Origin of the sequence: Luteolibacter rhizosphaerae (assembly GCF_025950095.1) — a bacterium.
Lineage (GTDB): Bacteria > Verrucomicrobiota > Verrucomicrobiia > Verrucomicrobiales > Akkermansiaceae > Haloferula > Haloferula rhizosphaerae.
Genome location: NZ_JAPDDR010000007.1, coordinates 167,052 through 192,274, shown reverse-complemented (window position 1 = coordinate 192,274; position 25,223 = coordinate 167,052). Strand labels below are relative to the sequence as shown.

The window sequence follows — 25,223 nt, the reverse complement described above, 5'->3', positions numbered from 1 at the left end:
ACTGGTGCCTTTTCATTCCGGCTGTATCTGGCGGGAGAGGAGAAATCCCCTCATCTTTCCTGCCATGGCCACCGTCCTGCCATTGTATCTTGAGCTTGAGACCAAGCTCGCCGGTCTGATCCGTTCCGGAACTTTCCGGCCCGGCTCGCGCTTTCCCTCGGTGCGCCACACCAGCCGGGAACACCGCGTCAGCATTTCCACCGTCACGGAGGCCTACCGTCGTTTGGAGGATGAGGGGCTGATCGAGGCCCGTCCGCGCTCCGGCTACTTCGTCTCGCCGCCCCGGATCTCGGATGACCGCTTCCCGACCACGGCGGCCAAGCCCTCGAAGCCCATCCGCATCGAGCGGGATTCCGCCTTTGATGCGATCATGGAGGTTTCCGGGGATCCGGCCTTCGTGCGCTTCGGCTCGGCCACTCCGGGAGACGACATCGTGCCCGAGCAGAGGATTGCCGCGCTCACCCGCGAGGTGATGAGGAAGCATGGTGCGGCCTCCCTGCGCTACACCCCGCCGCTCGGCCGCCGCGAGCTTCGTGCCGCGCTCTCGCGCCGCGCCTTCGATTTCGGCCTGAATGTCACGCCGGACCAGATCGTCACCACCATGGGGGGGACGGAAGCGGTGCTGCTGGCCCTGCGGGCCGTCACTCGTCCCGGTGATTTGGTCACAGTGGAGACGCCTTCCTATTTTGGAACGCTGCATTTGGTCCGTGATCTCGGCCTGCGCGTGATCGAGATCCCCGTCGATGCCCGGAGCGGTATGGTGGTGGAGGCCTTGGCGAAGGCGCTCAAGAAGCACCGCATTGCCGCCTGCATCGTGCAGCCGCAGTTCCACAATCCCATCGGCTCCCTGATGCCGGAGGAGCGCAAGCGCGAGTTGGCGGCACTCGCGGAACAAAACGACTTCACTATCATTGAGGACGATGTCTATGGCGACCTCGCACACGATGGGCCGCGTCCGCCGTCCATCGCCTCGATGAGCCAGCGGGTGATCCACTGCGGCTCGGTCTCGAAGACCATTGCTCCCGGGCTCCGCGTCGGCTGGGCGATCTCTCCCACCCACCTCGATCAGATCCGTCGCCTGAAGGGCATTCAGAACCCTTGGAATAGCACGCTCTCCGAGTTGGTGGTGGCCGGTTTCCTCGATGCCGGCGGCTACGACCGCCACCTCCGCCGCATCCGGAAGATCTATGCCGAGCAATGCGCCAAGACGCGTGAAGCCGTGCTTCATTGCTTCCCCGATTGTGCCCGCGTGAACCGTCCCGCCGGAGGCTTCGTCCTGTGGGTCGAGATGGCGGAAGGCTTCGACTCGGAAGCCTTCACCTCCGCTGCCATGGAGAAGCAGATCAGCATCGCTCCGGGCACGATCTTCTCCGCTTCCGGCGGGCTGAATCACTGCTTCCGACTCGCCTGCGGTTTCAATCTCGACCAACGCGGTTTGGATGCAGTCGCTACCCTCGGCAAGCTCTCCAAACGTTTCCTTCCTGGCTCATGAATCCTCCCGACAACTCCAAGGCACGGGCAGGGATGATCTTCGGATTGCTGGGCGTGTTGTCTTTCAGTCTCACGCTTCCGGCCACCCGGCTTGCAGTGGCGTCCTTCGATCCGATCATGGTCGGGCTTGGTCGCTCCCTTGTGGCGGCCTTCCCTGCCGCTCTGTTGTTGTTCTTCACCAAGCAACCCTTGCCGGCGCGCCATCAGGTGGGACCGCTTCTTCTGGTGGTGCTCGGTGTGATCATCGGGTTCCCCGTGTGCAGCGCTTGGGCCATGCAGCGCGTCGATGCCAGCCATGGCGCAGTGCTGATCGGCATTCTCCCTTTGGCTACGGCGGTGGCTGCTTTCTTGTGGGCAGGAGAGAGACCTTCCACGCGTTTCTGGATCTCCAGCATTTCCGGTAGCCTTACGGTAGTCGGCTTCTCTTTGTCCGCGGGCAGCGGTGCCCTCTCGCCGGCAGATCTCGCCCTCATTGCCGCGGTCATGCTGGCAGCCTTGGGCTATGCGGAGGGCGGTCGCCTTGCCCGGGTGCTCGGCGGCTGGCAGGTGATTTGCTGGTCTTTGATCCTCGCCTTTCCGATCATCCTCGGTCCGCTCGTTTGGCTGGTGGCCCGGGATGGCTTGGATGCCACGCCCTCCGCTTGGGCCGGATTTGCCTACCTTAGTGTCTTCAGCGCTCTCCTCGGTTTCTTCGCGTGGTATCACGGGCTGGCGCTGGGAGGCGTCGCTAAGGTGGGTCAGATCCAGTTGCTACAACCCTTCTTCACTTTCTGCTTCGCCGCGCTCTTCTTGGGCGAACATCTTACGGCCAAGCCGCTGCTTTGCGCCGGGATCGTTGCGACCCTCATCTTCTTCGGTCGCCGCAAGCCCGGCGTCACTAAACAGCTCAAGCTGGCCGGCGCACCGGTGAACGCAAAGTGAGGGACCTCAAGCGTCAGGTTGAGGAGGTGAAGGCGGCTTGCCGTAACGCTTCAGTTCCCGCACATACCACGCCTCGATCTTCTCCCGGGCCCAAGGCGTCTTGCGCAGGAAGGTCAGGCTCGACTTGATGCTGGGGTTCTCGTTGAAGCAGCGCACGCGTACACGGAATCCCATCTCCTCCCAGCCATGCCGTTCCTGCAGCGTCCGCACGATGGTCTCCAGGGTCACGCCGTGCAGCGGATCCTTCGGGTGTTGGCGGTTTTCATCACTCATGACGCCCGCCCTTCGTCGTGCTCGTAGAAGTCGAACATGGTCATGATCGCATCGCGATTCGCGAAGCCGGCATTTGCCTTCGCATTCGCGAGAAACTCCGATCCGCCATCCTCATCGCGCCAGCCGCGTTTGCGCGCGAAGCCGTTCCATACCAGATAATCGATCGCCTCAAGCCCACGACCGTTCTCCAGACACCAAGCCAGCACTTCGTCGTCGGTCTTTCCGGAGAGCACTTGGGCTTTCAAGTCATCATAGCTCACGCGGAGGAACCCGCAGATCCGCCCGTCGAAACCTTTGCCAAGATACTCGTGATAGTCGGCAGGCAGCTCGCCTTGGGCATGCAGACGGATCTTCTCGCACATCCGCGGGAAATACACGAGTCCGCTGGTCTGGTCGTAAGCACTGCGGGGCATGGGTCGATTCTCTCCGAATCGCCGTCGCCTGCAACTGCTCAATCGCGGCCCTCCGCTGCTTGCAAAAGCCTGCCGACATGCTTGCGTGTGCGACCATGAAGACTCCGATTCTCGTTGCGATCGCCCTGATGAGCGGAACTATGGCTTGGGCTGACGATGCGGGGGATCTCGCTGCGATCCGCGCCCTTTATGCGAAGATCGACCAAGGCAAACCGGTGACAACCGAGACGGTTTCTTTCGCGGATGAAAGCGATCCCTTGGAAGGCACGCTCGTGAGGCGCAGCTACGAGGGCGGTCTGAGCGCTATCAAGCTCTCCTACGTCGCGGGCGATCACGGCGGCACGGACCAGAGCTATTACTTCAAGGATGGCGAACTCTTCTTCATCTACACTCAGGACACGACCTGGCACTTCGCACCGGGTTCCACCGATGAGAAGCCGAAGACCGTGGATACCCTGATCGAGAGCCGCTACTACGTCCGCGATGGCAAGGTGATCGAAGCACTCCAGCGCAGCGCTACCACCAGCGAGGACAAGAAACTGGAAGAGCTCATCGCCAAAGTGGAGAACAAGAAGCTCTCCGGCGATCCGCGTGGCGCCAAGCTGATCAAACGGGGCGCCGGCATCGCCAAGATCAAGACTGGAGAGGAGGCGCTGAAGTTCTTCGCCACGGAGGAGGAGTGAGCCTCACTCGTCCATTGCCACGGCCTGGGAGCCCATTTTGTCCACCCCTCTCCAGTCCTCCTCGTCTCCTGCCTTGATCTCGATCACTTCGCTGCCGCGCGTGGTGATCCAGCCCCGTGATTGCCACTCGGAGAACCACTGCTGCACCTCTTCTGGAGTGGGCTCCGGCTCGACCGGCTCCGCGAAGAGATCCGCCAGCTTCCCGCCCCTCCGCAGCCGCTCTAACAGGATGAACTCGGTCGGATCGAGCCGCACTTGGTGTGCGCCCTTCGGCCCGCGCCAGACCGCCACGTGGGTGGTGATTTCGTCCGTAGGTTCGAACTTCGACGCACTCATGCAGCGGTCCGCCGCCACCGGGATCTCGATCAGTCTCACGTGCGGCTGTAGCTCCAGCTCCGCGCTGCCGAGCTGATTCGCAGCGAGCGGCTCCCGTTCTTCCGCTTCGAAAACCTCCATGGCCGCATACTCCAGCTCCGCCAGCGCCGCGAACCAAAGTCTCTGCGTGGGATCAAGTCCCTGCCATCCGGAGATGAATTTCGCCACCGAACGGCCGAGATGCCGCAGCGTGAAACTTCCGGAAGGATACGCCTGCAGGTAGGCCTCCAGCATCTCCCAGAACTTCTGCTCGCCCGCCATCCGTCGCAGATGCGGGAAATCTTCCGCCACCGACTCCAGCACCCGGAACCAATACTGCCGGTGATAAAGCTCCAAGCGCTCGGCCGGGGATAAGTTCTCCCCCCCCGCCATCAGCTCCTCCGCCTTGGTGAGAAACTCGGTCGAATGTCCTTCGTCCGTAGGCGGCAGATGCGTGCTCCGGCGGCTGCTGCCACGCAGTGGCATCTGCAGCGCTGCGAAAAACTCGCGCTGGATCTGCTCAAGCGGCCGCATTTTCCTCTCGTTTTGCCAGCGCGGTATCGCGCCAGGTCTCCGATTTCTTGGCCTCCGTCCACACCTCCTCGAAGGAGGGAATCCGGCCGTCCCATTCAAGCAAGGTGGCCACCGGACCGCAGCGTTCGATGGCTCGCTCGTAAAGCTTCCACACCGGATCGACCACCGGATGATCGTGCGTATCCACGACGAAACGCTGGTAGCGCGAGTGTCCGGCGATGTGAATCTGTGCCACGCGTTCCGCCGGCACGAAGTTCACATACTCCATCGGATCGAAGCCGTTGTTGATGGAGGAAACGTAGATGTTGTTCACGTCGAGCAGGATTCCCGTGTCCGCAAGCTCGCAGACCTCGGCGAGGAATTGCCACTCGGTCATCTGGTTGTCCTTGAACTCGCCGTAGCTGCTCACGTTCTCCATCGCCAGCGGGATCTCCAGGAAGTCCTGGGCGATCCGCAAGTTCTCCGCGGTCTTCTTCGCCGCCTCGAAGGTGAAGGGGATCGGTAGCAGGTCGTGGCTCATGCTGCCATCCACGCTGCCCCAGCAGAGATGATCGGAAATCCACGGCGTTTTTGTCCGTCGAACTAGCCGCTTGAGGCGCCGCAGGTGTTCGAATTTCACGCCACCGGCATCGCCCGGATACATGCCCACGCCATGCTGGACCACCTTGTATTGGTCGAGAATCCGGTCGAGCACCGAAAGTGCCCGTCCTCCCTCCACCATGTAGTTCTCCGAGATGATCTCGAACCATCCCACTGCCGGCTTTTCCGACAGGATGTGATTGTAGTGCGGCACCCGCAGGCCGATGCCCGTGGCCAGTTCCACGCCGGATGTGAAGCGCGAGTTGCCCATGACCTGAAGCCGCTTGTTAGAGACGGAAAAACCCCGCGGCACCGATTGGCCGCGGGGCGTCCGTTGAGGTGAAATCAGAGGATCTCTTCCTCTTCCTTCTCCTTGACTTTTTCCTTCTTCTCCTTGTCGCCGCCAGAAAGGGAAGTGAGTTCCTTCTTCTCCTTGTCCTTATCCTTGTCCGGGCAGTCGTCCTTGTCCTTGTCCTTCTCGCCGGAGATCAGGACTTCCTTCTTTTCCTTCTCCTTGTCCTTGTCCGGGCAGTCATCCTTGTCCTTGTCCTTCTCGCCGGAGATCACGAGCTCCTTCTTTTCCTTCTCCTTGTCCTTGTCCGGGCAATCGTCCTTGTCCTTTTCCTTGTCCCCGGAGATCACGGTTTCTTCCTTCTTCTCTTTGTCCTTGCCGGGGCAGTCATCCTTGTCCTTGTCCTTACCGGGCACGAAGCTGGCGGCGAAGGCGGTGGAACCGGCGGCGAGTGCGCCGGCGAGTGCGGCGGCCACGAGTGCATTCGAGGCTTTCATTGGGTTGCTTGTTGGTGGTTTTGGTTGGAGCCCGGACAGCATCGGCTTTCGGGCGCTTTGAGTAAGATTCGTTGCCCTTCGGATTATTCCAGTGATTTTCGGTGCATCGTGAAGATGGGGGTATGCACCCGCGAAAACTCATGGACCGTTCGCCCGGCGTCGGCCAATTTTGTGCCGCCATGACCATCAGGACCATGAGTTCCGACGAGGCGAGCACCGTCGGCACCCTTATCCACGAATCCACCAACGCCTGGTATAAGGCGAAGCTCGGTCACGAAATCTTCACCGGGAAGCCGGAGGACTGCAAAATCTTCATCGACACCTATCAGCTTCTCGATCCGGGTTGCTGTCTGGTCGCGGAAGATGAGGGCAAGATTGTGGGTGCCTGCTTCTACCACCCGCGGGAAACCCATGTGGGGGTCGGAATCATGGCCGTCCGACCGGAAGCTACCGGCAAGGGCGTGGGCAAGGCCCTCTTGGACGAGGTGATCAAGCGCGCCGAGGATCTTCCCCTGCGCTTGGTCTCCAGCGCCATGAACCTCGATTCTTATTCGCTCTATACCCGGGCGGGGTTTGGTCCGGTGGCGGTCTATCAGGACATGCGGATTCCCCCGGATGTCGAGTTGCCGCCGCCGCCCGCCGGCCCGGGCAGCGTGCGCATGGCCAATGTCAGCCACCTTTTCGGCATGGCCGATCTGGAGGAAGAGATCTCCGGCATCCGGCGGGCGAAGGACCTCGCCCATTTCGTCCGCAATCCCGGCGGTTACTGGACCACCTTCGTCCACATCGCTCCCTCGGGGAAGATCGATGGCTGGCTCTCCTCCGTCGATCACGCTGGCTGCCGGATGATCGGGCCCGGCGTGATGCGCGACGAAAATGCCGCGTTGGCCCTTCTGCACATGCAGCTTTCACAGGCCCGCGGCGGCTCGCCGGTTTTCCTCATCGGCACCCACGAGTCCTACTTGATCGCAGAGCTATACAAGTGGGGTGCGCGCAATGTGGAAATCCACTTTGCCCAAGTCCGCGGCAGCTTCTCACCGCCGGGAGGCATCATCATGCCGACCTTCCTCCCGGAGAGCGGCTGAGAAATTTTCTCAGCTACAGAGCGACGAGCAGAGCTTCATGATGGCCGGGTCGATCTTGTACTTCGAGTCCACCACGGTGTGGATCGGCAGGTGGCCGAAGGTGCCATCGCGGTAGACCATGATCGCGTTCGTTTCGCCGGCGTGGAGGGAATCGACGGCGGCGACGGCGAACTTGTAGGCCATGATCCGGTCGTGGACGGTGGGGGAGCCGCCGCGCTGGACGTGGCCGAGCACGGTGAGGCGGGCTTCCATCCCGATGGAGTCGTTGATGTAGCGGGTGGTGTAGTCGGCCATCTTGGTGCCTTCCGCCACGATCGCGATGATGTGGTCGCGGCCCTCGTGCTTGATTTCGTGTTTCAGCTTGGCGCCGATTTTTTCGAGATCGTAGGGGATTTCGGTGGTCAGGCAGAGTTCGGCGCCGCAGGCGAGGGCGCTGACCATGGCGAGGTAGCCGCAGTGGCGACCCATCACTTCGATCACGAAAGCGCGCGAAAAGGAGGTTGCGGTGTCGCGAATCGAGTCAACGGACTGCCGGATCATGTTCAGAGCGGTGTCCACGCCGAGGCAGTAGTCGGTGCCGGCGATGTCGTTGTCGATGGTGGCGGGGATCCCGGCGAAGGGGATGCCGAAGTCCGCGTAGAACTGGTTGAGAGCGCGGAAGGAGCCGTCGCCGCCGATCACGATGAGCTTGTTGATGCCGCGCTTCTTGAGGTTCTCGAAGGCTTGGCGGCGGAACTCGATCTCGAAGAAACGCTTCGAGCGCGAGGAGCGCAGGAAGGTGCCGCCGCGGTGGAGGATGCCGGAGATCAGGTCGCTACGCGACTCCACGATCTTGTCATCGATCAGGCCGCGCAGGCCGTCGTATACGAGCCAGGGCTTATAGCCGCGGCTGGCCGCGTAGTCCGCAGCACATTTGATGGCGGGGTTCATGCCCGCCGCGTCTCCGCCGGAAGTGAAAATTGCGATGCCTTCGCTCATGAGGTGCGGGCGCAAGGAAGGTGAGCGCCCGCGCGCTGGCAAGCACGGGATGTGCCGCGTATCGTGCAGCTTGCAACCGTGCGACTTGCACTGGTGGCAGCTTGCACTACGGGTGGTTCGCAATCGTCCGTGTGGAAATATCTCATCCCATTGGTTTTCAATGATGAATCAACGGTGAAGGATTTTGGCCGGGTTCTTGCCATACCAATGCCAGAACAACCCCTTACGCTCATGCTTCACTGGACAATCACCTTTCTCATTCTTGCGCTGATCGCAGGCCTGCTCGGATTCACGGGCATCGCGGGTGCCGCGGTGGGTGTCGCAAAGATTCTCTTCTTCGTTTTCCTAGTCCTTCTCGTGATCTCCGCCCTGTCGAACGCGCTTCGTGGGAAAGCTCCCTGAATGCTTGCGGATGACAGAAAATTTTTTGTCGGCGGACCTCTTGAAAACTAGGTGATTCTCAGCCCCTTCGGCCTTTCCTTTGTTCTCTTGAGCAGGGGCCCCCTGAAAAAAAGACCGGCAGAAATCCCTGTTATGGACGTTGTTGATACGATAGAGGATCTTCTTAGTGCGGCGGTGGACGCTGTCGGCCAAAAGTCTCACTAGATTTCCATTACAAAAATTTGCTGCGGGTAATACCGTGGCGGGGCGGGCGCTCGGGGAGGGGTGCCCGCCCCAACTTTTTTTACGACACCCGTTATGATGAGCGAATTGCGCAGCCGTACCCTATTCCTTCTGCCGCTTCTGGCGGCGCTCCCGGCGCAAGCCCAGTCGGATTCGGATCACGACAAACCGCTGCCGGATTGGGGCAAGGGTTACCTGACCTTCTATTTCGACAACGATCTCTTCGCCGATACCGACCGTGATTACACCAACGGTGCCCGGCTTTCCTGGATTTCCTCGAACCGCGATGCGGAAGATCTCGATAGCCTGCAACAGATCCTGCGCCGCCTGTCGGGTGACTCCGAGAGCTTCGACATTTTCAAGACCATCACCGGCTTCAAGGATCCGAAGGACATCCAGTACAACTACGGCCTGTCGCTCACGCAGTTGATGTTCACTCCGGAGACGGCTTCATCCTACACCCAGCCGATCGGGGAGCGCCGGTACGCCGGCTGGCTCGGACTCGGCTACTCCCTGCACATCAAAGACGATCGCATCCTGAATTCGGTCGAGTTCACGCTCGGTACTACGGGTTCAAACGCCTTGGCGGAGAACTCCCAGGATTTCATTCACAGTGTCCGGGATATCGAGAAGTTCAATGGATGGGACAACCAGATCCCGAACGAAATCACGGCGGATCTCAGCTTCGTTCAGAAGCGCCGGGCGGACTTCGTGAAATGGAACTACGGAGCCTTCCGGATGGACGGGGTTACGGAATGGGGTGCACGCCTCGGCACCTTCCGCACCGCCGCCCACCTCGGTGGATTCTTCCGTTTCGGCTTCAACCTGCCGCCGGATTTCTCGGACCCGCGTCTGTCGGAGACCGCCTACTCGAACCTCTATTTCGATACGGATGATCCGTACACGGGCAATTGGTCGGTCTACCTGCTCTTCGGTGCCACCGGCCGGGGGATTGCGCATGACGCTACCTTGGACGGCCCGCTGTTCCATGATTTCAAGACCGGTAACAACCGTGAACCCTTCGTGGGCGAGGTCTTCGGCGGCGGTGGCATCCGCTACCGGGACGTGGAGTTGAGCTATGTCCACACCTGGCGGACGCAGGAATACGAGGAACAGCGGGGTGAGGGTGCGGATTTCGGTTCCGTCGCGCTGCGGGTTCGCTTCTAGATCCTGCTTCTCTCACCTTTCCGGATTGAACCGGCGGGAGGAGAGTGCATTTTTGCCGGATGACAGGCATGTCCCGCCTCGCCGTCACAGCCTTGGCCATCGCGCTGATTCCGTCTTCGCAAGCGGCGGAGCCGGAGTCGCGCCTGCACTCGCTGGTGCGCCAGCATGCGGCCGGCATGAACTTCCCGGAGATCCTTGCCAAGGATGGGACGAGTTACCGGAAAGTGGTGATCAAGGAGGTCACGGCCGCTTCGGTCCGCTTTACCCACACGGAAGGGGAAAGCACCTTGCCAGCCACCGAGTGTCCGGTGCTGTGGGCCGATCTGTTCGGTTTTTCCGGGGGTACGGGCGAACCGGCGAAGCCGGTGACCACGGTGCAGGCAGGCAATCATGCCGCCCGTTCGATCGCCGTGATCGAGGGAGATCACTCGAACGGCACCGGATTCTTCTGCCGGGCAGAGGGACGGACTTATCTTTACACGGCGGCCCACGTGCTTTCCGGAAACGCCCGCCTGCAGGTGAAACTCCGCAATGGTACCGTGGTGCGGAAGTTCGGGATGCTGGAGGCGGCGGAGGGAGCGGATCTGGTCCGGCTGCCGGTGGAGGAGGAGATTTCCGAGGCTCTGGACATCGCCCCCGAGACCGGCTTGGCAAAGGTGGGCGAGGAGGTGCTGGCCTCCGGGAACGCCGCGGGAACCGGCACCGTGGGATTCGAGAAGGGCAAGGTGCTTGGAGTAGGACCTACCTCCATCGAGATCGATGCCGAGGTGATCCAAGGGAATAGCGGTGGCCCGATCCTAGACGGGCGCAGCGGTCGGGCGCTTGGCGTGGTTACCCACCTCACTGCAGCGCGGGAAGATCGCTGGGCGAAGGACACCCGCTTCTCGGAGGTGAGGCGTTTCGGGTGCCGGCTCGACCGGGAGTGGGAATGGAAGAAGATTCCGATCGAGGCCTTCCTGAAGGAGGGAAGGGCGGTCTTGGCGATCCAAGATCAATCCGAACTGATGATGGCGGCGCTCCAGCCTTCCCAGTGGAAGAGCGAGGTGTTTCGACGGCTTTCTTCGAATCCTCTTTCGCGGGATATCACCGCGCTGGACACGTGGATCGAGGAGCAGCGGACCGGTGGCCAGAAGTTCAGCGAGACGGACCGGAAGAAGCGGTTTCGCGGTGTGTTGGAGAGCGCGCGGCACCGTTCGCGGAGCCAGATGACGGCGTTCAATCACGATGGCTTCACGTGGTTCCATCGGGATGCTGCGGACAAGGAGATCCGGAACCGCGCGGAGATCGACAAGGTGTACGAGCTTTCGATGATGGATCTGCGGTGAGCGCCCCTCGACGTGAGGGGTCGGGCGGTGAGGCGGGGCATCCCCGCCCTCCTTTAGAGGGCCGGTCTTGTGTGGCATCTGACCCAGGGTTGCGCTGCGCTTACCCTGGGCTTTCTCCTTGCCGCTCCGTTGGAGCTCTGGAGTGTCTGGAAGTTATCTCAGGGGGCGGGGGGCTCGAAGATCAGCAGGTAGAAGCCGCGGGCTTGGGTCATCGGCAGGTCGACCGAGTGATTGCCGCGCTGTGCCGGGCTCATGGCTTCGATCTCGGCTGTGGTCAGGGTGTCGACGCGCTTGGTGACATTGTAGAGATCCGCGAGATCGCTGCTGTAGTGGAGGTGGTAGCTGCCGACCGGTTTCAGAACCGGGTAGCTCACCCGCACGGTGTTGTTCGCCTGCGTCTCCGTCTTCAGGCAGAAGCTCAGGTCATCGGTGGAGCTGTTCGGGTCCATGCCGAGGTAGTACTCGTCGAGGTTGCTCAAGCCGCCGTGATCGGAGTCCGAGCCAGTTTCCCCGGCCAGGTTGTGCTGATCCAGCCAGTCCTCGAAGCCCAGCGTCGTGACGGCCACCGTGGCGGGCAGAGAGGCGTTCCCGGCTTCGTCGATCGCCCTCACTTCGTACGTGTAGGAGGTCTGACGGCTGCGTCCGGTATCGGTGAATGCCAGTGCGGCGGTGGTCGCGATCTGGTTGCCGTTGCGGAAGATCCGGTAGCCGGTCACTCCCACGTTGTCGTCCGAGGCGGCCCAAGTCAGGTGCACGGTCTCGTAGTCCGGAGCACCGGCCAATTCGGTCGGGGCATCCGGGGCATCCTCGTCCGCCAAGGTGGCCATCGAGAGTTCGGCCGGGACGGAGGCATTTCCGGCGGCGTCGAAGGCGATCACCTTGTAGACGTAGCCGGTGTCCGGTTCCAGATCGGTGTCGGTGTAGCTCAGGCCCGGTACGGCCACGAGAGGCTCGTCATCGCGCAAGATCTGGTAGCCGACGACGCCGAGGTTATCGGTCGATGCGGACCAGCTCAACTGGATCGAAGTCAGGGCCGGAACGCCGTCGAGGTCGCCGGGAGTGGCCGGGGGATCCTCATCGCTCAGGGTCGTGGTCGAGACCGAGGCCGGATCGGAAACATTGCCAGCGGCATCGATCGCAAGCACCTGGTAGGTATAGGCCGTTTCGGTCTCCAAGCCATTGTCGGTATAACCGGTGCTGGGCACGGTGGCGATAAGGCTACCGTTCCGTTTGATCTGATAGCCGGTCACCCCAAGGTTATCCGAGGATGCCTGCCAAGAGAGACTCACGGATAGCAGTCCGGGGCTGGCTTCCAGCGAGGTGGGCAGCGTCGGCTTCTGCGTGTCCGCCAGCGTGGAGGTCGAGAGCTGAACCGGGCCCGAGGCATTGCCGCTGCCGTCCAGAGCACGGATCACGTAGGTGTAAGCCGTGGCGGGGGTGAGATCGTTGTCCGTGTAGGAGAGGGCCGTCACGGTGGCGATCGGCGTGCCGTTGCGGCTGAGCTGATAACCGGTCACGTCCACGTTGTCCGTAGAGGCGCTCCAAGAGAGCTGGATCGACGACAGGGCCGGAGTGGCGGCGAAGTTGCCGGGACTGGTCGGGCCCTGGGTATCGGCCAGCGTGCTCAGGGTGACACTCGCCGGTGCGGAGGCATTGCCCGCGGCATCAAGCGCGATCACCTGGTAGCTGTATTGCGTGGCGATCTGGAGGTTGTTATCGGTGTAACCCGGGCTCGCCACGGTGGCGATGAGGGTGCTGCCGCGCCAGACCTGGTAGTCGGTCACGCCCATGTTATCGCTCGATGGATTCCAAGCGAGCTGGATCGAGAAGAGACCCGGAGTGCCGGCCAAGGAACCGGGAACACTTGGCGGCTCACCATCGCCCAGCGTGGTGGTGCCGAGCTGGGCCGGAGCCGAGGCATTGCCCGCCTGATCGAGGGCCACGACCGAGTAGTTGTACTGGGTATGCGGGCTCAGGCTGTTGTCCGTGTAGCTGGTGCCGGCGATCGTCGCGATCAGGGTGTTGTTCCGGCGGATCTGATACTCGGTCACCCCGCGATTGTCGCTGGAAGGGCTCCACGAGAGATCGACGGAGAAGGATGCAGGCACGGCGGCGAAAGAGCCCGGGGAGCTCGGCGGCTGCTGGTCCGGCAGGATTCCCACCGCCAGCGGTGCGGGGGCGAGGCTGCCTTGTCCTTCGGGGCTCACCACGTTCGGCGCCACCGAGACATTCACCTGGGTGGCGTAAGTGTCCGGCGTGATACGGGCCACATAGTAGTAACCGGAGCCGCGCAGGCCGGTGACCGTGCCGTTCTGCACCGTGATGTCGGAAGCGGTGAAGTCGTTCACGTCCATGTCGAAGACGATGGTCGCATCGAAGCTGCCTTCCACGGGCGCCACCGGACCAGCCATCTGGCAACGGGCGGCGCGCTTGTTGTACGGGAGCGAATAGGTAATCGGGTTCGCCGGATCGGCGGTCGGCCAGGTGCCTTGGTGGAAGAGCGACCAGGTGCTGCCATCGCTGCTGTACTCCACCTTGAATTGCGAGATGCGGCCCTGGGTCGAGTTCGCGCGCGGGTAGTAGGTGTAGCCGCTGAACTCCCGCAGCGAGCCGAGGTCGATGGTGATGAAGTGCGGGTGATTCGGGCCGTTGACTTCGGAGCCATCGGGCAGGGTCACCTTGTTGTCGGTCTGCCAGTGGTTGGAGGAACCGATCAAGCCATCGATCGCTTTGTCAGGCGAGGTGGAGGCACCGTCGACGCTGTCGAAAGCGTGAACCGAGAGCTGGCCGACGGGGATTTTCACGCCTTCGCCATCGAGGATCTCGAATTCGCGGACGGAAGCGAAGTGCCGCGTGCCCGCGAGGGAGGTGAGCTTGATGAAGCGGGCCTTCGGTGCCGGGAGGAACTCGAATTCATCCGGGTCCAAGCCGCTGATGTAGCTTTGCAGTGCTGCGATTCCCGCGGTGTGGGCGAGGTTCTTAGCCAAGGGCGGCATGGCATCGCCATTGCCCACCGCGCCAGCGCGCACGAAGACCGCGGAGTGTGCGGTGTCCCCGGGGGCGATGTAGCGGCCGTCCGGCCCCAGCGACTCGAAGCGCTGCGGGATGCCATTGATCAGGTTCTGCAGGTCGAGCGGGGTGCCGATGCGGGCATCGAATCCATCTCCGGAGCCTCCGGGCTGGTGGCAGTGCGAGCAATTCGTATCAAGATACGAACGCACCCGGTGTTCCAAGGGGGCGGTGGCGTCGTTAAGCGCCCGCGACTCGATGTAGCTTTCCAACTGGGCGGCCGTCAGGGACACGCTGAATGCTCCGAGCGAATTGAAGGTGTTGAGCTGGTTCGCCGTGCGGTTGGTGGAGGAATAATGGAAGTCCGAGTTCAGGTGGCTGGTGCGGAAGCCCAAGGCCTGTCCGGAGACGTCGTTGTGGCAGATCATGCAATCGCCGCGGGAGGGGAAGCTCCAGGTGCGTTGCTCGGTACCTCCACCCGCTTGCGTGTAGGTGTAAGTGTCCTCGTCACCCTGCTCCAGCAGTTCGGCATCGGTGCCGGTCGCGTTCCACTTGTAGGTGAAGCCGTACTTCCCGCCGCCTGCGGTGCAGACGAGGAAGCGGGTTTCCAGCCGCTTGATCGCTGACGGATTGTTCGCGTCGGTGTTCGTCTCGAAGTGCTTCACGAACACGGTGCCGGCCGGGAAGGTCCAGTTCCCTTCCGGGCTGAAGACGATGTCCTCCGCGGCGGAGTTGAAGGTGCCATCGTTCGGCAGGATGACCCAGCGCTTCTTGGCGGCGGCGTCCGACCAGAGCGGGTTGGGCACGTCGTAGGGGATCACGCCCGGCGCGGTGGCGAGGGTAGCGAGATTCGAGAAGACACCGGTCTGCGAGAGGAACTGGGGCGGCTCGGCGGAGACCGCGGGCAGCGCCAGTTTCATGATCTTGCCGGCGGCGTTGTTAGAGCCGGCTAGATTCATGATGTAGATTTCTCCGGCGCTATCGGTGAAGAAGCCGCAGAGGCCTTTCTTGTAGCCGGTGTCGAAGGAAGAGTAGAGTTCCTGAATGACGGGAGCCCCGCTCGCGGGAACGGTGGCACTCCAGATGCGGCCGCGCACGTGATCGCCGAAGATCACCTTACCGCTCAGGAATTCCGCCCACTTGGTGCCGCGATAACGCGGGCCGCCGATGATGCTGGCGCCTTGGGAATGGTCATACTCGTAGTGCGGCGGGACGTCGGTCCCGGTGAGAGGATTCGGCTTGGTCTTCGAGGTGGGTCGGGTGCCTTCCAGATAGGCCCATTGGCAGTTGCCGCCCTTTGGCACGCGCACCAGTTCCTCGCGGTTGGCTTCGCCCACGTCACCTACCCAGATCTCGTCCGTGACCGGGTCGAAGTGGGCGGAGTGCGGACTGCGCAGGCCGATGGCGTAGAACTCCTCCAGAACGAGTCCATTGGTATCCAGCCAGGGGTTATCGTTCGGGATGCCGTAGCCCTGAGTGTGGCTCGCGGGCCATTCGGCAGGCTTCGGCTGGATCGTATCCGGATGGTCCAACCACCAGTCCGGATTCTCCGTCGGCTGGCGCCGGATCGGATGGGACTTGGTCGGGTCGTTATTTACGTCGATCCGCAGGATGCCGCCGAAGAGGCCCGTGCGCAGCTCCTGAGAGTTATCCAGCGCGTCGCCGCCCAGGCCGCCATCGCCCACGGTGATGTAGAGGAAGGTGTCGTCCCCGAAGAACATCGAGCCGCCGTTGTGGAAACGGTGCGGGTCGTACTGGGAGATCAGGATATTCTCGCTGTTCGTGTCGAGCGTGCCGGAAGCGGGAATCCAGGTGAACTGAGAGACGGTCCAGTAGGTCCGGTCATTGTCATCCACGCCGGTGACCGCGCGCCGGTTGTAGCAAACATAGACCTTGTTCTGACCCGGAGCGCCGCTTTGGGCGAACTGCGGATGAAAGGCCAGGCTGTAGAGGCCTTGGTCCTCGGAAGTCTCCACGCGAGCGGTGAGATCGGCCACCAGCACCTTCTGGCCGGCGGTTGCCGCGGGATTGTTAGGGAAACGCCAGATCTGGCCGTTCTTGCCCACGACCAAAAGATTCGAGGATCCCGGAATGCCCGCGAGCATCATGGGATCGGTGAAGGTCAGGTTCGGGAAGGCGTTGGTCACCGCCCAACCGGAGGGGTCTCCGGGAGGCGAGTTGGGGAAAACGCCATTGAAGTATGCGCCGACGGGCTCGGGCTGATTAAGGCCGGGGAGGGCTGAGGCGGATACCGGGAGGACGGATGTTAGCTGGGTGAATCCGTACAGGCATAGCCCGAGGGAGTGCAGCAGTCTGGGGGGGCGCACGGCAGTATTTTTGGAGTTACCAAGCAGGAGGGGCTATCCGCCGATCGGGGGGACCGGGTGGAGGGGATAGGTCCTCAAACTGGACGGGCTTTTATCATGCAACATCCGTGCCCGGATCAAGTGCTATTCCTACTTTATCGCGTAGGCATAAGCGTACGTAAAATGCTGATATTTAGCATGTAGTCCCATCTATTACGGGGGCTGTAGGGTTTTTCCTTACAGTTTGATGCAGGATGCAATCCAAGGTTGGGAATACGTGGATTGCCGTAAAAAAGGCTGGCCCGGGAGGGTCGGGTTTTTTAAAAGCGCCGGGCACCCCGGTGCCTGCCGCAAATCCTTCGGGGGAGATTTGCGGTGAGAAAAGAGACTGCTGTATCCGCGCTATCGACGCGTCATGACACGCGAAGCTTGCCCGGTCCGCTGGCGAAATCCGGCCAATCACCCTGCCTCCCCATGTCCACCCTCCCTCCCGTCTTACCGTCCGTGATCCAATCCCCCCGGATAAGAGATCTGGCGTGAGAAATGCTCGTATTGATCTTGGCTTGAAGGTTCGCCTGCCCCCCAGACCGAGTCCCGCATGTCCCTGTTTCCCCCCCGTTTCATTCCCTTTCGCGCTGTCGGCATCCTATTAGGCATGGCCGTCGGCTGCGGAGTTGTATCCGGACAAGTGCCGGACACGCTGCGCTATTCGATCTACGCGCCGAAGACGCTCCCGCAGCCCTATGAGCAACAGGGATCCAGTATCGCGATCTCCGGAAACGTGGCGGTCGTCGGTTCGCCACACTATGATAGCGACCCTCTGAGTGGCGGAGATAGCGGTGCGGTGAAGATCTACGATGCGGGCACCGGCAAGCTGCTGCACCGTCTGCTGAATCCGGCGGGAGAAGCATGCGGATACTTCGGCCAGAGCGTGGCGATCTCCGGTAGCCGAGTGGTGGTGGGGGCCTGCAATTCGGCGGGCGGAGTGCTGCAGGCGGGCTGTGCCTATATCTATGATCTCTCTTCCGCTCAACCGACGGTTCCCGTGCATGTGATAGCGAACCCAGCCCCGGTGGAGCAGGATCAGTTCGCCCAGGCGGTGGCGATCGACGGGACGACGCTGGTGATCGGCGCGTGGATGGCGGATGGCGTATCAGCCAACGCGGGGAGGGCGTACGTGTATGATCTTTCCTCCGCGAACCCGACTCAGGCGGAGCTCGTTCTGGAGAATCCTTATCCTGCGCCCGACGACAACTTCGGGGCGGCGGTCGCGGTGGCGGGCTCGCGGGTGGCGGTATCCGCCTACCGCGATAACATGGGCGCGCCGAATGCCGGCCGCGTTTTCGTCTACGACCTGCAGTCCGGCACGCCAACCAATCCCTTGCATTCGCTGACGATGGCTGCAGCGGAGGAGAACGACTGCTTTGGCAACGCCTTGGCCATGGCGGGGGACTATCTGGCCGTGGCGGCGGAGTCGGACGACACCACGGCCACCAATGCCGGCCGGGTGCTAGTCTTCAACCTGGCCGGGCCCCAACCGACCCAGCCGTGGCTGACGCTGGCGCAGCCGCTGGCGCAGCCGAACGGTTACTTTGGTAGTTCGGTGGCGCTGACCGGGGATCATCTGGTGGTGGGTGCCTATCGCGATGATGCGGCGGCGGAGAATGCGGGGACCTGCTATGTCTATCAGCTCTCCGGTGGCGCGCCCGGGACTTTGATCGGAACGCCGGACAAGCCGGTGCCCGCGGTGGCGGATTACTTCGGCAGCGCGGTGAGCATCTCCGGGAACACGGTGCTGGTGGCGGCGCTTCATGATGACCGCGGCGATATCGAGTCCGGCTGCACCTATGTTTACAATCTGAGCTCGCCCACTCCGGACAGCTTCACCTTCGCCTTGGATAACCCGGTGAGCGGCTCATTGGATCGCTTCGGCAGTGCGGTGGCGATCGACGGCAATATCGTTGCGATCGGCTCTCCCGGTTCGGATGCCGGAGCTTCCGCCGCAGGGAAGGTGGCCATCCTTGATCTCTCGGCATCGAAGCCGACGGCGGTGCTGGCGACGCTGGAGGATCCGGCGCCCGAAGTGGATGAGAACTTCGGCGCGGCGGTGGCGGTGTCCGGCAGTCTGGTGGTGGTGGGTGGTCCGGGTGACGACGATGCGGCTGCCGATGCGGCTGCCGATGCGGGGCGCGTGTATGTCTACAATCTGGAGAACCTGCCCTCCAAAACTCCGGCATGGATTCTTGCCAATCCGGCACCCGGCATTGGCGACCGTTTTGGAAGCGCGGTGGGGATCTCGGGTAACATCGTGGTGGTGGGGGTGGAAATGGACGATGCCAGCGGGGCGGACAGCGGGATTGCCTATGTCTACAATCTGGCTTCTCCCACGCCGACGGTTCCGATCCATGTGCTGAACAATCCGAGTCCGGCAGCGGGTGATCATTTCGGGGCCTCGGTCGGGGTGTCCGGGAACCGGGTGGTGATCGGTGCACCGAAGGATGATGCCGGAGCGACCGATGCCGGGGTGGCGTATGTTTATCAGCTCTCCAGCGGCACGCCGACGGTGCCCCTGCACGTGGTCCAGAATCCCGCGCCGCAGGTGGATGATGGCTTCGGCAATGCCGTCGGTATCTCCGGCACGCTGGTCGGGATCGGTGCCAGCGGGAAGGATACGGGTGCGGTGAATGCGGGTGCGGCCTATGCCTACGAGCTGAGTGGTGGTACGCCCACGGTGCCGTTGCATACGCTGCCGAATCCCGATCCATCCGGGGATGATCGCTTCGGTAATGCGGTCGCGGTCTCTGCGCCGCGGATCGTGGTGGGATGCTATCTGGACAACAGCCCGACGGATTCCGGCCGGAGCTATTCCTTCAATATGAGTTCGGCGACGCCGACGATTCCGTCCGCGACGCAGAAGAAGAGCACCTCGACCTCCGGCGATCAGTTCGGGGCTTCGGTGGCGGTGTCCGGAATCATCGTGGTGGTGGGCACGCCATCGGATAACCGCACTGCGACGGACAAGGGCGCGGCCTACATCTTCGGTCCTGCGGCTCCGGAAATCGCGGTGGAGGTGGGCGGCGCGGATCTGGGCAGCGGTGACCCGGCGAGCTTCGGGCCGGTGGCGATCGGGGGGAGCCCGGGGGAACTGAGCATCTCGGTGCTGAATACCGGGATCACCACTTTGTCGGTGAGCGGTCTCAGCCTTATCGGGGCGCACGCGTCGGACTTCAGCTTCGTGAACGGCGGCGGGCCCTTCAACGTTTCCGCCGACGACGACACTTCTTTCGTGGTGCGTTTCGCTCCTTCCGCGGCTGGCATTCGCACGGCGACGCTGCGGATCACGAACAGCGATTCGGACGAAGGGGTTTTCGAGATCGTGCTATCGGGTCGGGGTCTCTCCGCCAACCAGGACACCGATGGAGACGGGTTGAACGATGTGTCCGAACTGCGGATGGCGGCGCTCGGTTTTGATTGGGAATCGCCCGATGCCGAACTGGTGGGTGCCTTCCAGCAGTACTTCCAGAATACGTCGTTTCATGATCCTTCAAAGGTCCAAGCGCTTCGCGTGAAGGCCCCGGTGATGACGCGTGGCGGTGGCGGGGAGACGAAGCTGACTTTCGCGCTCTTCAAGTCGACCGACTTCCAGAGCTATGTGCCGCTACCTTTCACGGCTCCGGCCGCCACACTGAATCCGGGGGGTGAACTCGAGTTCGAGTTCGCGGTGCCCGACGATGCCAAGTTTTACCGCTTGGAAACCCGATAGCCTCGAGACGGGAAATGCGCTCCTTCATCCAACGCTGTCTCCGCCTCGTTCCTGCCGGGCTCGCCTGTGCGTGGGTTCAGGCTGCGCCGATTCCATATTCGCCGCAGCAGTCGTATGCTTCACCGGCGGTGGCGCGGCAGATCGCGACGCAGCTCGGTTACTCGGTGGCGGCAGGCGGCACTTATCTGGCCGTGTCTTCTCCTTACGATGACACCGGTGGTGAGGATTGCGGGATTGTGGGGATCTATCAGGCGGGCAGCGGGGCTTTGGTGAGGACTTTGCTGAATCCGGAACCGTCGGCGCAGGCTCACTTCGGTTGGGCCGTGGCGGTGGAGGGGGACCGGATCGTGGTCGGCGCGAAGGATGACGACAGCGGGGCGGGGGATAGTGGTATCGTTTATGTTTATGACATGGGTTCGGCCACTCCGGGGGTGCCGGTTTTCACGTTTGTGAATCCGGACCCGAGCGAGAACGACTCCTTCGGTTATTCGGTGGCGATCTCGGGCAATCGTGTGGTGGTGGGGTGCCGGCATGGCGACTCCGGGGCAGCGGATGCAGGCATGGCCTATGTCTATGATCTGTTCACCAGCGTCCCTTCGGAGCCGGTGCTGAGCTTGCCGAATCCGTTGGCGTCCGGGCAGAATTTCGGGCATGCGGTGGCGATCTCGGGATCGCGCGTGGTGGTGGCGGCTCCCCAGGAGAGCGGTGCCGGGGATTTGAGCCGGGTGCATGTTTACGATGTTTCCTCGGGCACTCCACAAACTCCCGTGGCGAGTTTCTCCGATGCGAGTCCGCTGAGCAACGAGCGCTTCGGGTGGGCTGTTTCCGTTTCGGGTGACAAGGTGGCGGCGGGCGCGCCGCAGGATGACAGCGGTGCCGACAACAGCGGTCTCTGCTACCTCTACGACTTCTCCGCGGGGACGCCCTCCGCGCCGTGGGCGACGATTGTGAATCCGGCGCCGGCGATCGGCGATGAGTTCGCGGCATCGGTTTCCCTTTCGGCGTCCCGTCTGGCGATTGGCAATGCACTCGACGATCAGGGTTTCACCGAAGCGGGTCGTGTCTATGCCTACGACCTGACAGCAGGTGGGCCGGTGCTTTTCGTCACGATCGAGAATCCCGGGCCTCAGAGCGGCGACCAGTTCGGCCGCTCGGTTTCCTTCTCCGGCACGCGGCTGCTCACCGGAGCGCATGGCGACAATACCGGCGGTAGCGATGTGGGCTCGGCCTACGTCTACGATTTCTCCGGTTCACCGCCGCCCGCGCCGGTCTTCACGATCAACACGCCCAGCACCTCGTCCGCGGAGGAGTTCGGGACGGCGGTGGACATGTCTGGTTCGATCATCGTCACGGGTGCGCATCACGATGACAAGGGGAGCAATCAGAACACCGGAACGGTTTTCATTTACGACAGGGAATCCCAGACTCCGGAGGTGCCGGTGCTCATCCTTGAGAATCCTGCGCCCACGCTGAACGACTACTTCGGTGCCGCCGTGGCGATCGAGGGGAACAAGGTCGCGGTGGCTGCTTATCAGGACGACAACCCGGTCAACAATAGCGGCATCGTTTATATCTACGACCGGACCTCGAACACACCGACGGTGCCGGTGCTGACGATCCTCAATCCCGCCGCAAATACCCAGGATCAGTTCGGCAACTCGCTGGCCATGTCCGGATCCCGGCTCGTGGTCGGCTGCGCGAAGAACGACTCGGGCGCCACGCTCGATACCGGTAGCGCCTATGTTTACGATCTCCTGTCCGGTACCCCTACGGTGCCTGTGGCCACGCTCGACAATCCCGCACCAGCGGCCGACGACCTGTTCGGGTCATCGGTATCGATCGCAGGTACGATGGTCATCGTAGGTGCTCCTGGCAATGACACCGGAGCGGCCAACGCGGGGTCGGCCTATCTTTACGACGTTTCCTTGCCCGCCCCGTACGGCCCGGTGGCGGTGTTCGACAATCCGCAAGCGGCGGCGGACGATTCCTTCGGGGCCGCCGTGGCGATATCGGAACTCGGAGTGGTCATAGGCGCCCACCAGGACGATACGGCTGACCGCGATGCTGGCGCCGCCTATGTGTATTCTTTGGGGGATCTCCCTTCTACCCAACCCTGGGTGAGTCTGGTCAACCCTTCGCCCGAGCCGGAAGATTACTTCGGCATCGCAGTGGCAATTTCCGGTTCCCGCGTCGTCGTGGGGGCTTCCGAGATGGATATCCATGTTCCGGATGGTGGTGCCGCCTACGTCTATGAGATGACCTCGGCCCCCCCTCAAGTGGCGGTGGATTCGCTTGATTGCGGCAGCTACGGGGCAGGAGATCACTTTGGCTTCTCGGTGGCGATCGATGGTGTGGACATCGTGGTCGGCGCACCTCTTGCCGATGGCAACACCTTCGACCGCGGTGCCGCGCATCTCTTCGCGCCGGACCCACCGCTTCCGCAGATGCAGGTCGAGCAACCCCCGGGCACCGGCCTCATCGGCGGGTCCGCCAGCATTCATTTCGGCAATGCGCCGGTAGGCACCGATGGCGGAACCCAACTCGTGGTGATCCGGAATGTCGGCACCGCTTCGCTCCAGGTCACGGGGATCGCGCTGATGTCCGGGCATACGGCGGACTTCCAGGTCTCGCCGCCCGCACTGCCGGTGACTTTGGCCGTTGACCAGACGGCCACCTTCCAGGTCGGCTTCACGCCGGTTGTGGCCGGGATCCGCATCGCCTCGCTTCGCATCACCAGCAATTCGAGCAGCAACAGCCCCTTCGACATCACTCTCACCGGTCAGTCCCTCGCCGCAGATCATGATACCGACGGCGACGGCCTGAATGACGTGCTCGAACTCCAGCTCGAGGCCCTCGGATTCGATTGGCAGGTCGATGACAGCGAACTCGCCGCGGTGCTTCTCCACGGCGCGAATGCCACCGGGGCGTACTCGTTGGACCAACTTCAGGCAATGCATCCCGGCATGCCGCTCGCGGCGGTGAATCCCGGCACCGGCACGTTCAAGCTCACCGTCGCGGTCAAGAAAGCGATCGATCTGGGCAACTTCCAACTACTGCCGATGAGTTCCAACAGCGCCTTCATCAACGGTCAGGGAGCGATCGAGTTCAACTTCAGCTCACCGGACCCCAAGGCCTTCTTCCGTTTGGAGCCGCGCTGAGATGCTGACGAACGGCAGCGCAAGATTCGGTGAGCAAATTACCGATCCTGTTGTCTGAGCCCTTGATCGTGAGTTCCAACAGTTGTGCTCGCGAACGATTCTCCGCGTATCCCGCCGCTGCCCCGTTGGTCTGGATTCGAATTGACTTTCCTATCAAAATCTCAAGATCATCTGCTAGTCCACCCAGACTTCCCCCCCATGTCCACCCTCCCACTTCACCCCGTGGAGCGACTTTTTGCCGGCAGCGCTCTGGCCCTGCTCGCGCTCTCCGTTCCCGCAAGCGCCCAGGATTTCGCATTGCGTGTTGCCGATGGCGACCGCGCGCTGGTCGATAGCTTCCTTCCCCCGGCCGAAGCGCTGGGCGGTTTCAAAGGCGGCTTCTATCTCGGTCTCGATGCCACTGCCACCTACGATTCGAATTTCTTCATTCTCCAGGACTATCCGGAGAGCGAGTTCAGCGTCGATATCGCGCCATGGATCACCTACCGGTCGGATCCGGAGGGCGGTGCCCGGTTCTCCTTCGAGGCGCGCTACTCACCGGTCATCCATACCTACTGGAACAACTCGCATTTGAACGGTGTCGATCACACCGGCGATATCTTTTTCCGCTTCAAGGGAGCGCGCACGGATATCACGGCCTTCGCCAGCTACGATGAGGTTTCCTCGGCCGACCGTCTTGCCGGCGGCTTCATCCAAGGCTCGATCCTGAACTACGGGATCAAGGGTTCCTATCAGTTGGCGCCCCGCACCTCGCTGCTCGGGGCATGGACCGCGTCCAAGTCCGAGTATGATTCCGGAGCGCGGGCGGGAGCGGACGTCTACACGACCCAGATCTCAGGCCTGTGGGACGCCACCGAGCGCATTCGCATCGGCCCGGCTATCCGCCACACGCTCACCGAGTCCGACCAGACCGGCGAGCGCGATGCGATCGCGGCCTTGGTCAGAACCCGCTACCAGTGGGGCGAGCGTTTCTTCTTCGATGCGTCCGGCGGTGTGGAGTTCGCCAAGAACTCCCGTCTTGGCGGCGGTCGCGACGCCGGATTCACGGGCGGGCTGGAGGCCCAGTACGTCATCAGCGAGCGCTGGACCTGGAAGGCCGCGGTGCGCTATGCGAATGTGCCGTCTCCCACCAACTTGAACTATTTGGTGGACGACCTGTCCTTCAGCACCTCGCTCACCCGCTTCTTCGAGCGCGGCTCGCTGGAGGGAGGCGTGGGCATCAGCTTCTCGGAGTATCAGGCCGTCGGCCTCACTGCCACCGCGCGTGAGGATGACGAGTTTCTGAATGCCTACCTGACCTATCGGCGCAGGCTCTATTCGGATCGCATGACCTGGGAGACCTCCCTGCGTGCCGCCGTGAATGATGGCCAGAAGGAATGGTCCCAGTGGCAGATCTCCACGGGGATCGGCTTCCAATATTGAGGAAGCCGACGGGGGAGTTGGTATGTCATGGGAGGGGTAAGCTCCCTCCCATGAGCGCTCCCATGAGCGGGACTTGCGTGTTCTATCGGATGTCTTGAATTCAAGAATCCAAAGAACTTCGGGAGGAATCATCCCGGGCACGTACGATGCTACCTTCAGGTAAGCATTTTGAATCACGAAGCTTCGAGTTTAGCCGAACTTGAGCTTATGGAGCCGGGGAAGAGACGCATTTTGCGAGTTTCTCCCCGGATGCCGTAAGATCGAAGCATCGCCTCCCAATACACAGGCAGATTCACAAAAACGTCACCCCCGATATACGTAAATCTTCCAATAATTACTTGTGGTTCAT

Annotated in this window: 17 protein-coding genes; 10 read left to right on the top strand and 7 right to left on the bottom strand. The window is 62.2% G+C overall.

Annotated features, from left to right (window positions below; all coding sequences use genetic code 11):
• The first annotated feature begins 64 nt into the window (after positions 1-64).
• Positions 65-1,492 (top strand): aminotransferase-like domain-containing protein, encoded by a 1,428-nt coding sequence (locus OJ996_RS14675; protein ID WP_264514364.1) that lies wholly within the window; start codon positions 65-67, stop codon positions 1,490-1,492.
• Positions 1,489-2,412, top strand: coding sequence for a DMT family transporter (locus OJ996_RS14670; RefSeq protein WP_264514363.1), 924 nt, complete (start codon positions 1,489-1,491; stop codon positions 2,410-2,412). The genes OJ996_RS14675 and OJ996_RS14670 overlap by 4 nt, the downstream gene beginning before the upstream one ends.
• A 6-nt stretch (positions 2,413-2,418) precedes the next feature.
• Here OJ996_RS14670 and OJ996_RS14665 read toward each other — a convergent pair whose 3' ends face one another.
• Together OJ996_RS14665 and OJ996_RS14660 are read right to left on the bottom strand one after the other, a co-directional pair.
• On the bottom strand, positions 2,419-2,685 hold the full coding sequence (locus tag OJ996_RS14665; protein ID WP_264514362.1) for a VF530 family protein: 267 nt from the start codon (positions 2,683-2,685) through the stop codon (positions 2,419-2,421).
• The gene (locus OJ996_RS14660) at positions 2,682-3,098 is read right to left on the bottom strand and encodes a DUF5069 domain-containing protein (RefSeq protein WP_264514361.1); all 417 of its coding nucleotides are present in this window, start codon (positions 3,096-3,098) and stop codon (positions 2,682-2,684) included. The genes OJ996_RS14665 and OJ996_RS14660 overlap by 4 nt, the downstream gene beginning before the upstream one ends.
• A 95-nt stretch (positions 3,099-3,193) precedes the next feature.
• On the opposite strand from OJ996_RS14660, the gene OJ996_RS14655 reads away from it, so the two are divergent.
• Positions 3,194-3,781, top strand: a complete 588-nt coding sequence (locus tag OJ996_RS14655) for a hypothetical protein (RefSeq protein ID WP_264514360.1) — start codon at positions 3,194-3,196, stop codon at positions 3,779-3,781.
• A 3-nt stretch (positions 3,782-3,784) separates the two neighbouring features.
• On the opposite strand, the gene OJ996_RS14650 is transcribed toward OJ996_RS14655, so the two are convergent.
• The 3 genes from OJ996_RS14650 to OJ996_RS14640 form a co-directional block, all read right to left on the bottom strand.
• Positions 3,785-4,669, bottom strand: coding sequence for an HvfC/BufC N-terminal domain-containing protein (locus OJ996_RS14650; protein ID WP_264514359.1), 885 nt, complete (start codon positions 4,667-4,669; stop codon positions 3,785-3,787).
• Positions 4,656-5,519 (bottom strand): MNIO family bufferin maturase, encoded by an 864-nt coding sequence (gene bufB, locus OJ996_RS14645; protein ID WP_264514358.1) that lies wholly within the window; start codon positions 5,517-5,519, stop codon positions 4,656-4,658. Before bufB ends, OJ996_RS14650 begins: the two co-directional genes overlap by 14 nt.
• Before the next feature lie 74 nt (positions 5,520-5,593).
• Entirely contained in the window at positions 5,594-6,037 is a 444-nt protein-coding gene (locus OJ996_RS14640) for a hypothetical protein (RefSeq protein ID WP_264514357.1), read from the bottom strand.
• Positions 6,038-6,177: 140 nt separating this feature from the next.
• On the opposite strand from OJ996_RS14640, the gene OJ996_RS14635 reads away from it, so the two are divergent.
• The gene (locus tag OJ996_RS14635) at positions 6,178-7,122 is read left to right on the top strand and encodes a GNAT family N-acetyltransferase (RefSeq protein ID WP_264514356.1); all 945 of its coding nucleotides are present in this window, start codon (positions 6,178-6,180) and stop codon (positions 7,120-7,122) included.
• Positions 7,123-7,131: 9 nt separating this feature from the next.
• On the opposite strand, the gene OJ996_RS14630 is transcribed toward OJ996_RS14635, so the two are convergent.
• A complete protein-coding gene (locus tag OJ996_RS14630; protein WP_264514355.1) occupies positions 7,132-8,100 on the bottom strand; it encodes a 6-phosphofructokinase in 969 nt (322 codons plus the stop codon).
• Positions 8,101-8,331: 231 nt separating this feature from the next.
• On the opposite strand from OJ996_RS14630, the gene OJ996_RS14625 reads away from it, so the two are divergent.
• From OJ996_RS14625 to OJ996_RS14615, 3 genes are all read left to right on the top strand, one after another.
• Positions 8,332-8,502, top strand: coding sequence for a DUF1328 family protein (locus tag OJ996_RS14625; protein ID WP_264514354.1), 171 nt, complete (start codon positions 8,332-8,334; stop codon positions 8,500-8,502).
• Positions 8,503-8,802: 300 nt separating this feature from the next.
• The gene (locus OJ996_RS14620) at positions 8,803-9,891 is read left to right on the top strand and encodes a lipid A deacylase LpxR family protein (RefSeq protein ID WP_264514353.1); all 1,089 of its coding nucleotides are present in this window, start codon (positions 8,803-8,805) and stop codon (positions 9,889-9,891) included.
• A 68-nt stretch (positions 9,892-9,959) separates the two neighbouring features.
• Positions 9,960-11,216, top strand: coding sequence for a S1 family peptidase (locus tag OJ996_RS14615; RefSeq protein ID WP_264514352.1), 1,257 nt, complete (start codon positions 9,960-9,962; stop codon positions 11,214-11,216).
• 158 nt (positions 11,217-11,374) lie between these two features.
• Here OJ996_RS14615 and OJ996_RS14610 read toward each other — a convergent pair whose 3' ends face one another.
• Complete coding sequence (locus OJ996_RS14610) at positions 11,375-16,552, bottom strand: fibronectin type III domain-containing protein (RefSeq protein ID WP_264514351.1); 5,178 nt, start codon at positions 16,550-16,552, stop codon at positions 11,375-11,377.
• A gap of 634 nt (positions 16,553-17,186) precedes the next feature.
• Here OJ996_RS14610 and OJ996_RS14605 point away from each other — a divergent pair.
• The 3 genes from OJ996_RS14605 (at position 17,187) to OJ996_RS14595 (ending at position 24,874) form a co-directional block, all read left to right on the top strand.
• Complete coding sequence (locus OJ996_RS14605) at positions 17,187-20,294, top strand: choice-of-anchor D domain-containing protein (RefSeq protein ID WP_264514350.1); 3,108 nt, start codon at positions 17,187-17,189, stop codon at positions 20,292-20,294.
• 14 nt (positions 20,295-20,308) lie between these two features.
• A complete protein-coding gene (locus tag OJ996_RS14600; RefSeq protein WP_264514349.1) occupies positions 20,309-23,452 on the top strand; it encodes a choice-of-anchor D domain-containing protein in 3,144 nt (1,047 codons plus the stop codon).
• Positions 23,453-23,650: 198 nt separating this feature from the next.
• Entirely contained in the window at positions 23,651-24,874 is a 1,224-nt protein-coding gene (locus OJ996_RS14595; protein WP_264514348.1) for a hypothetical protein, read from the top strand.
• The last annotated feature ends 349 nt before the right edge of the window (positions 24,875-25,223 follow it).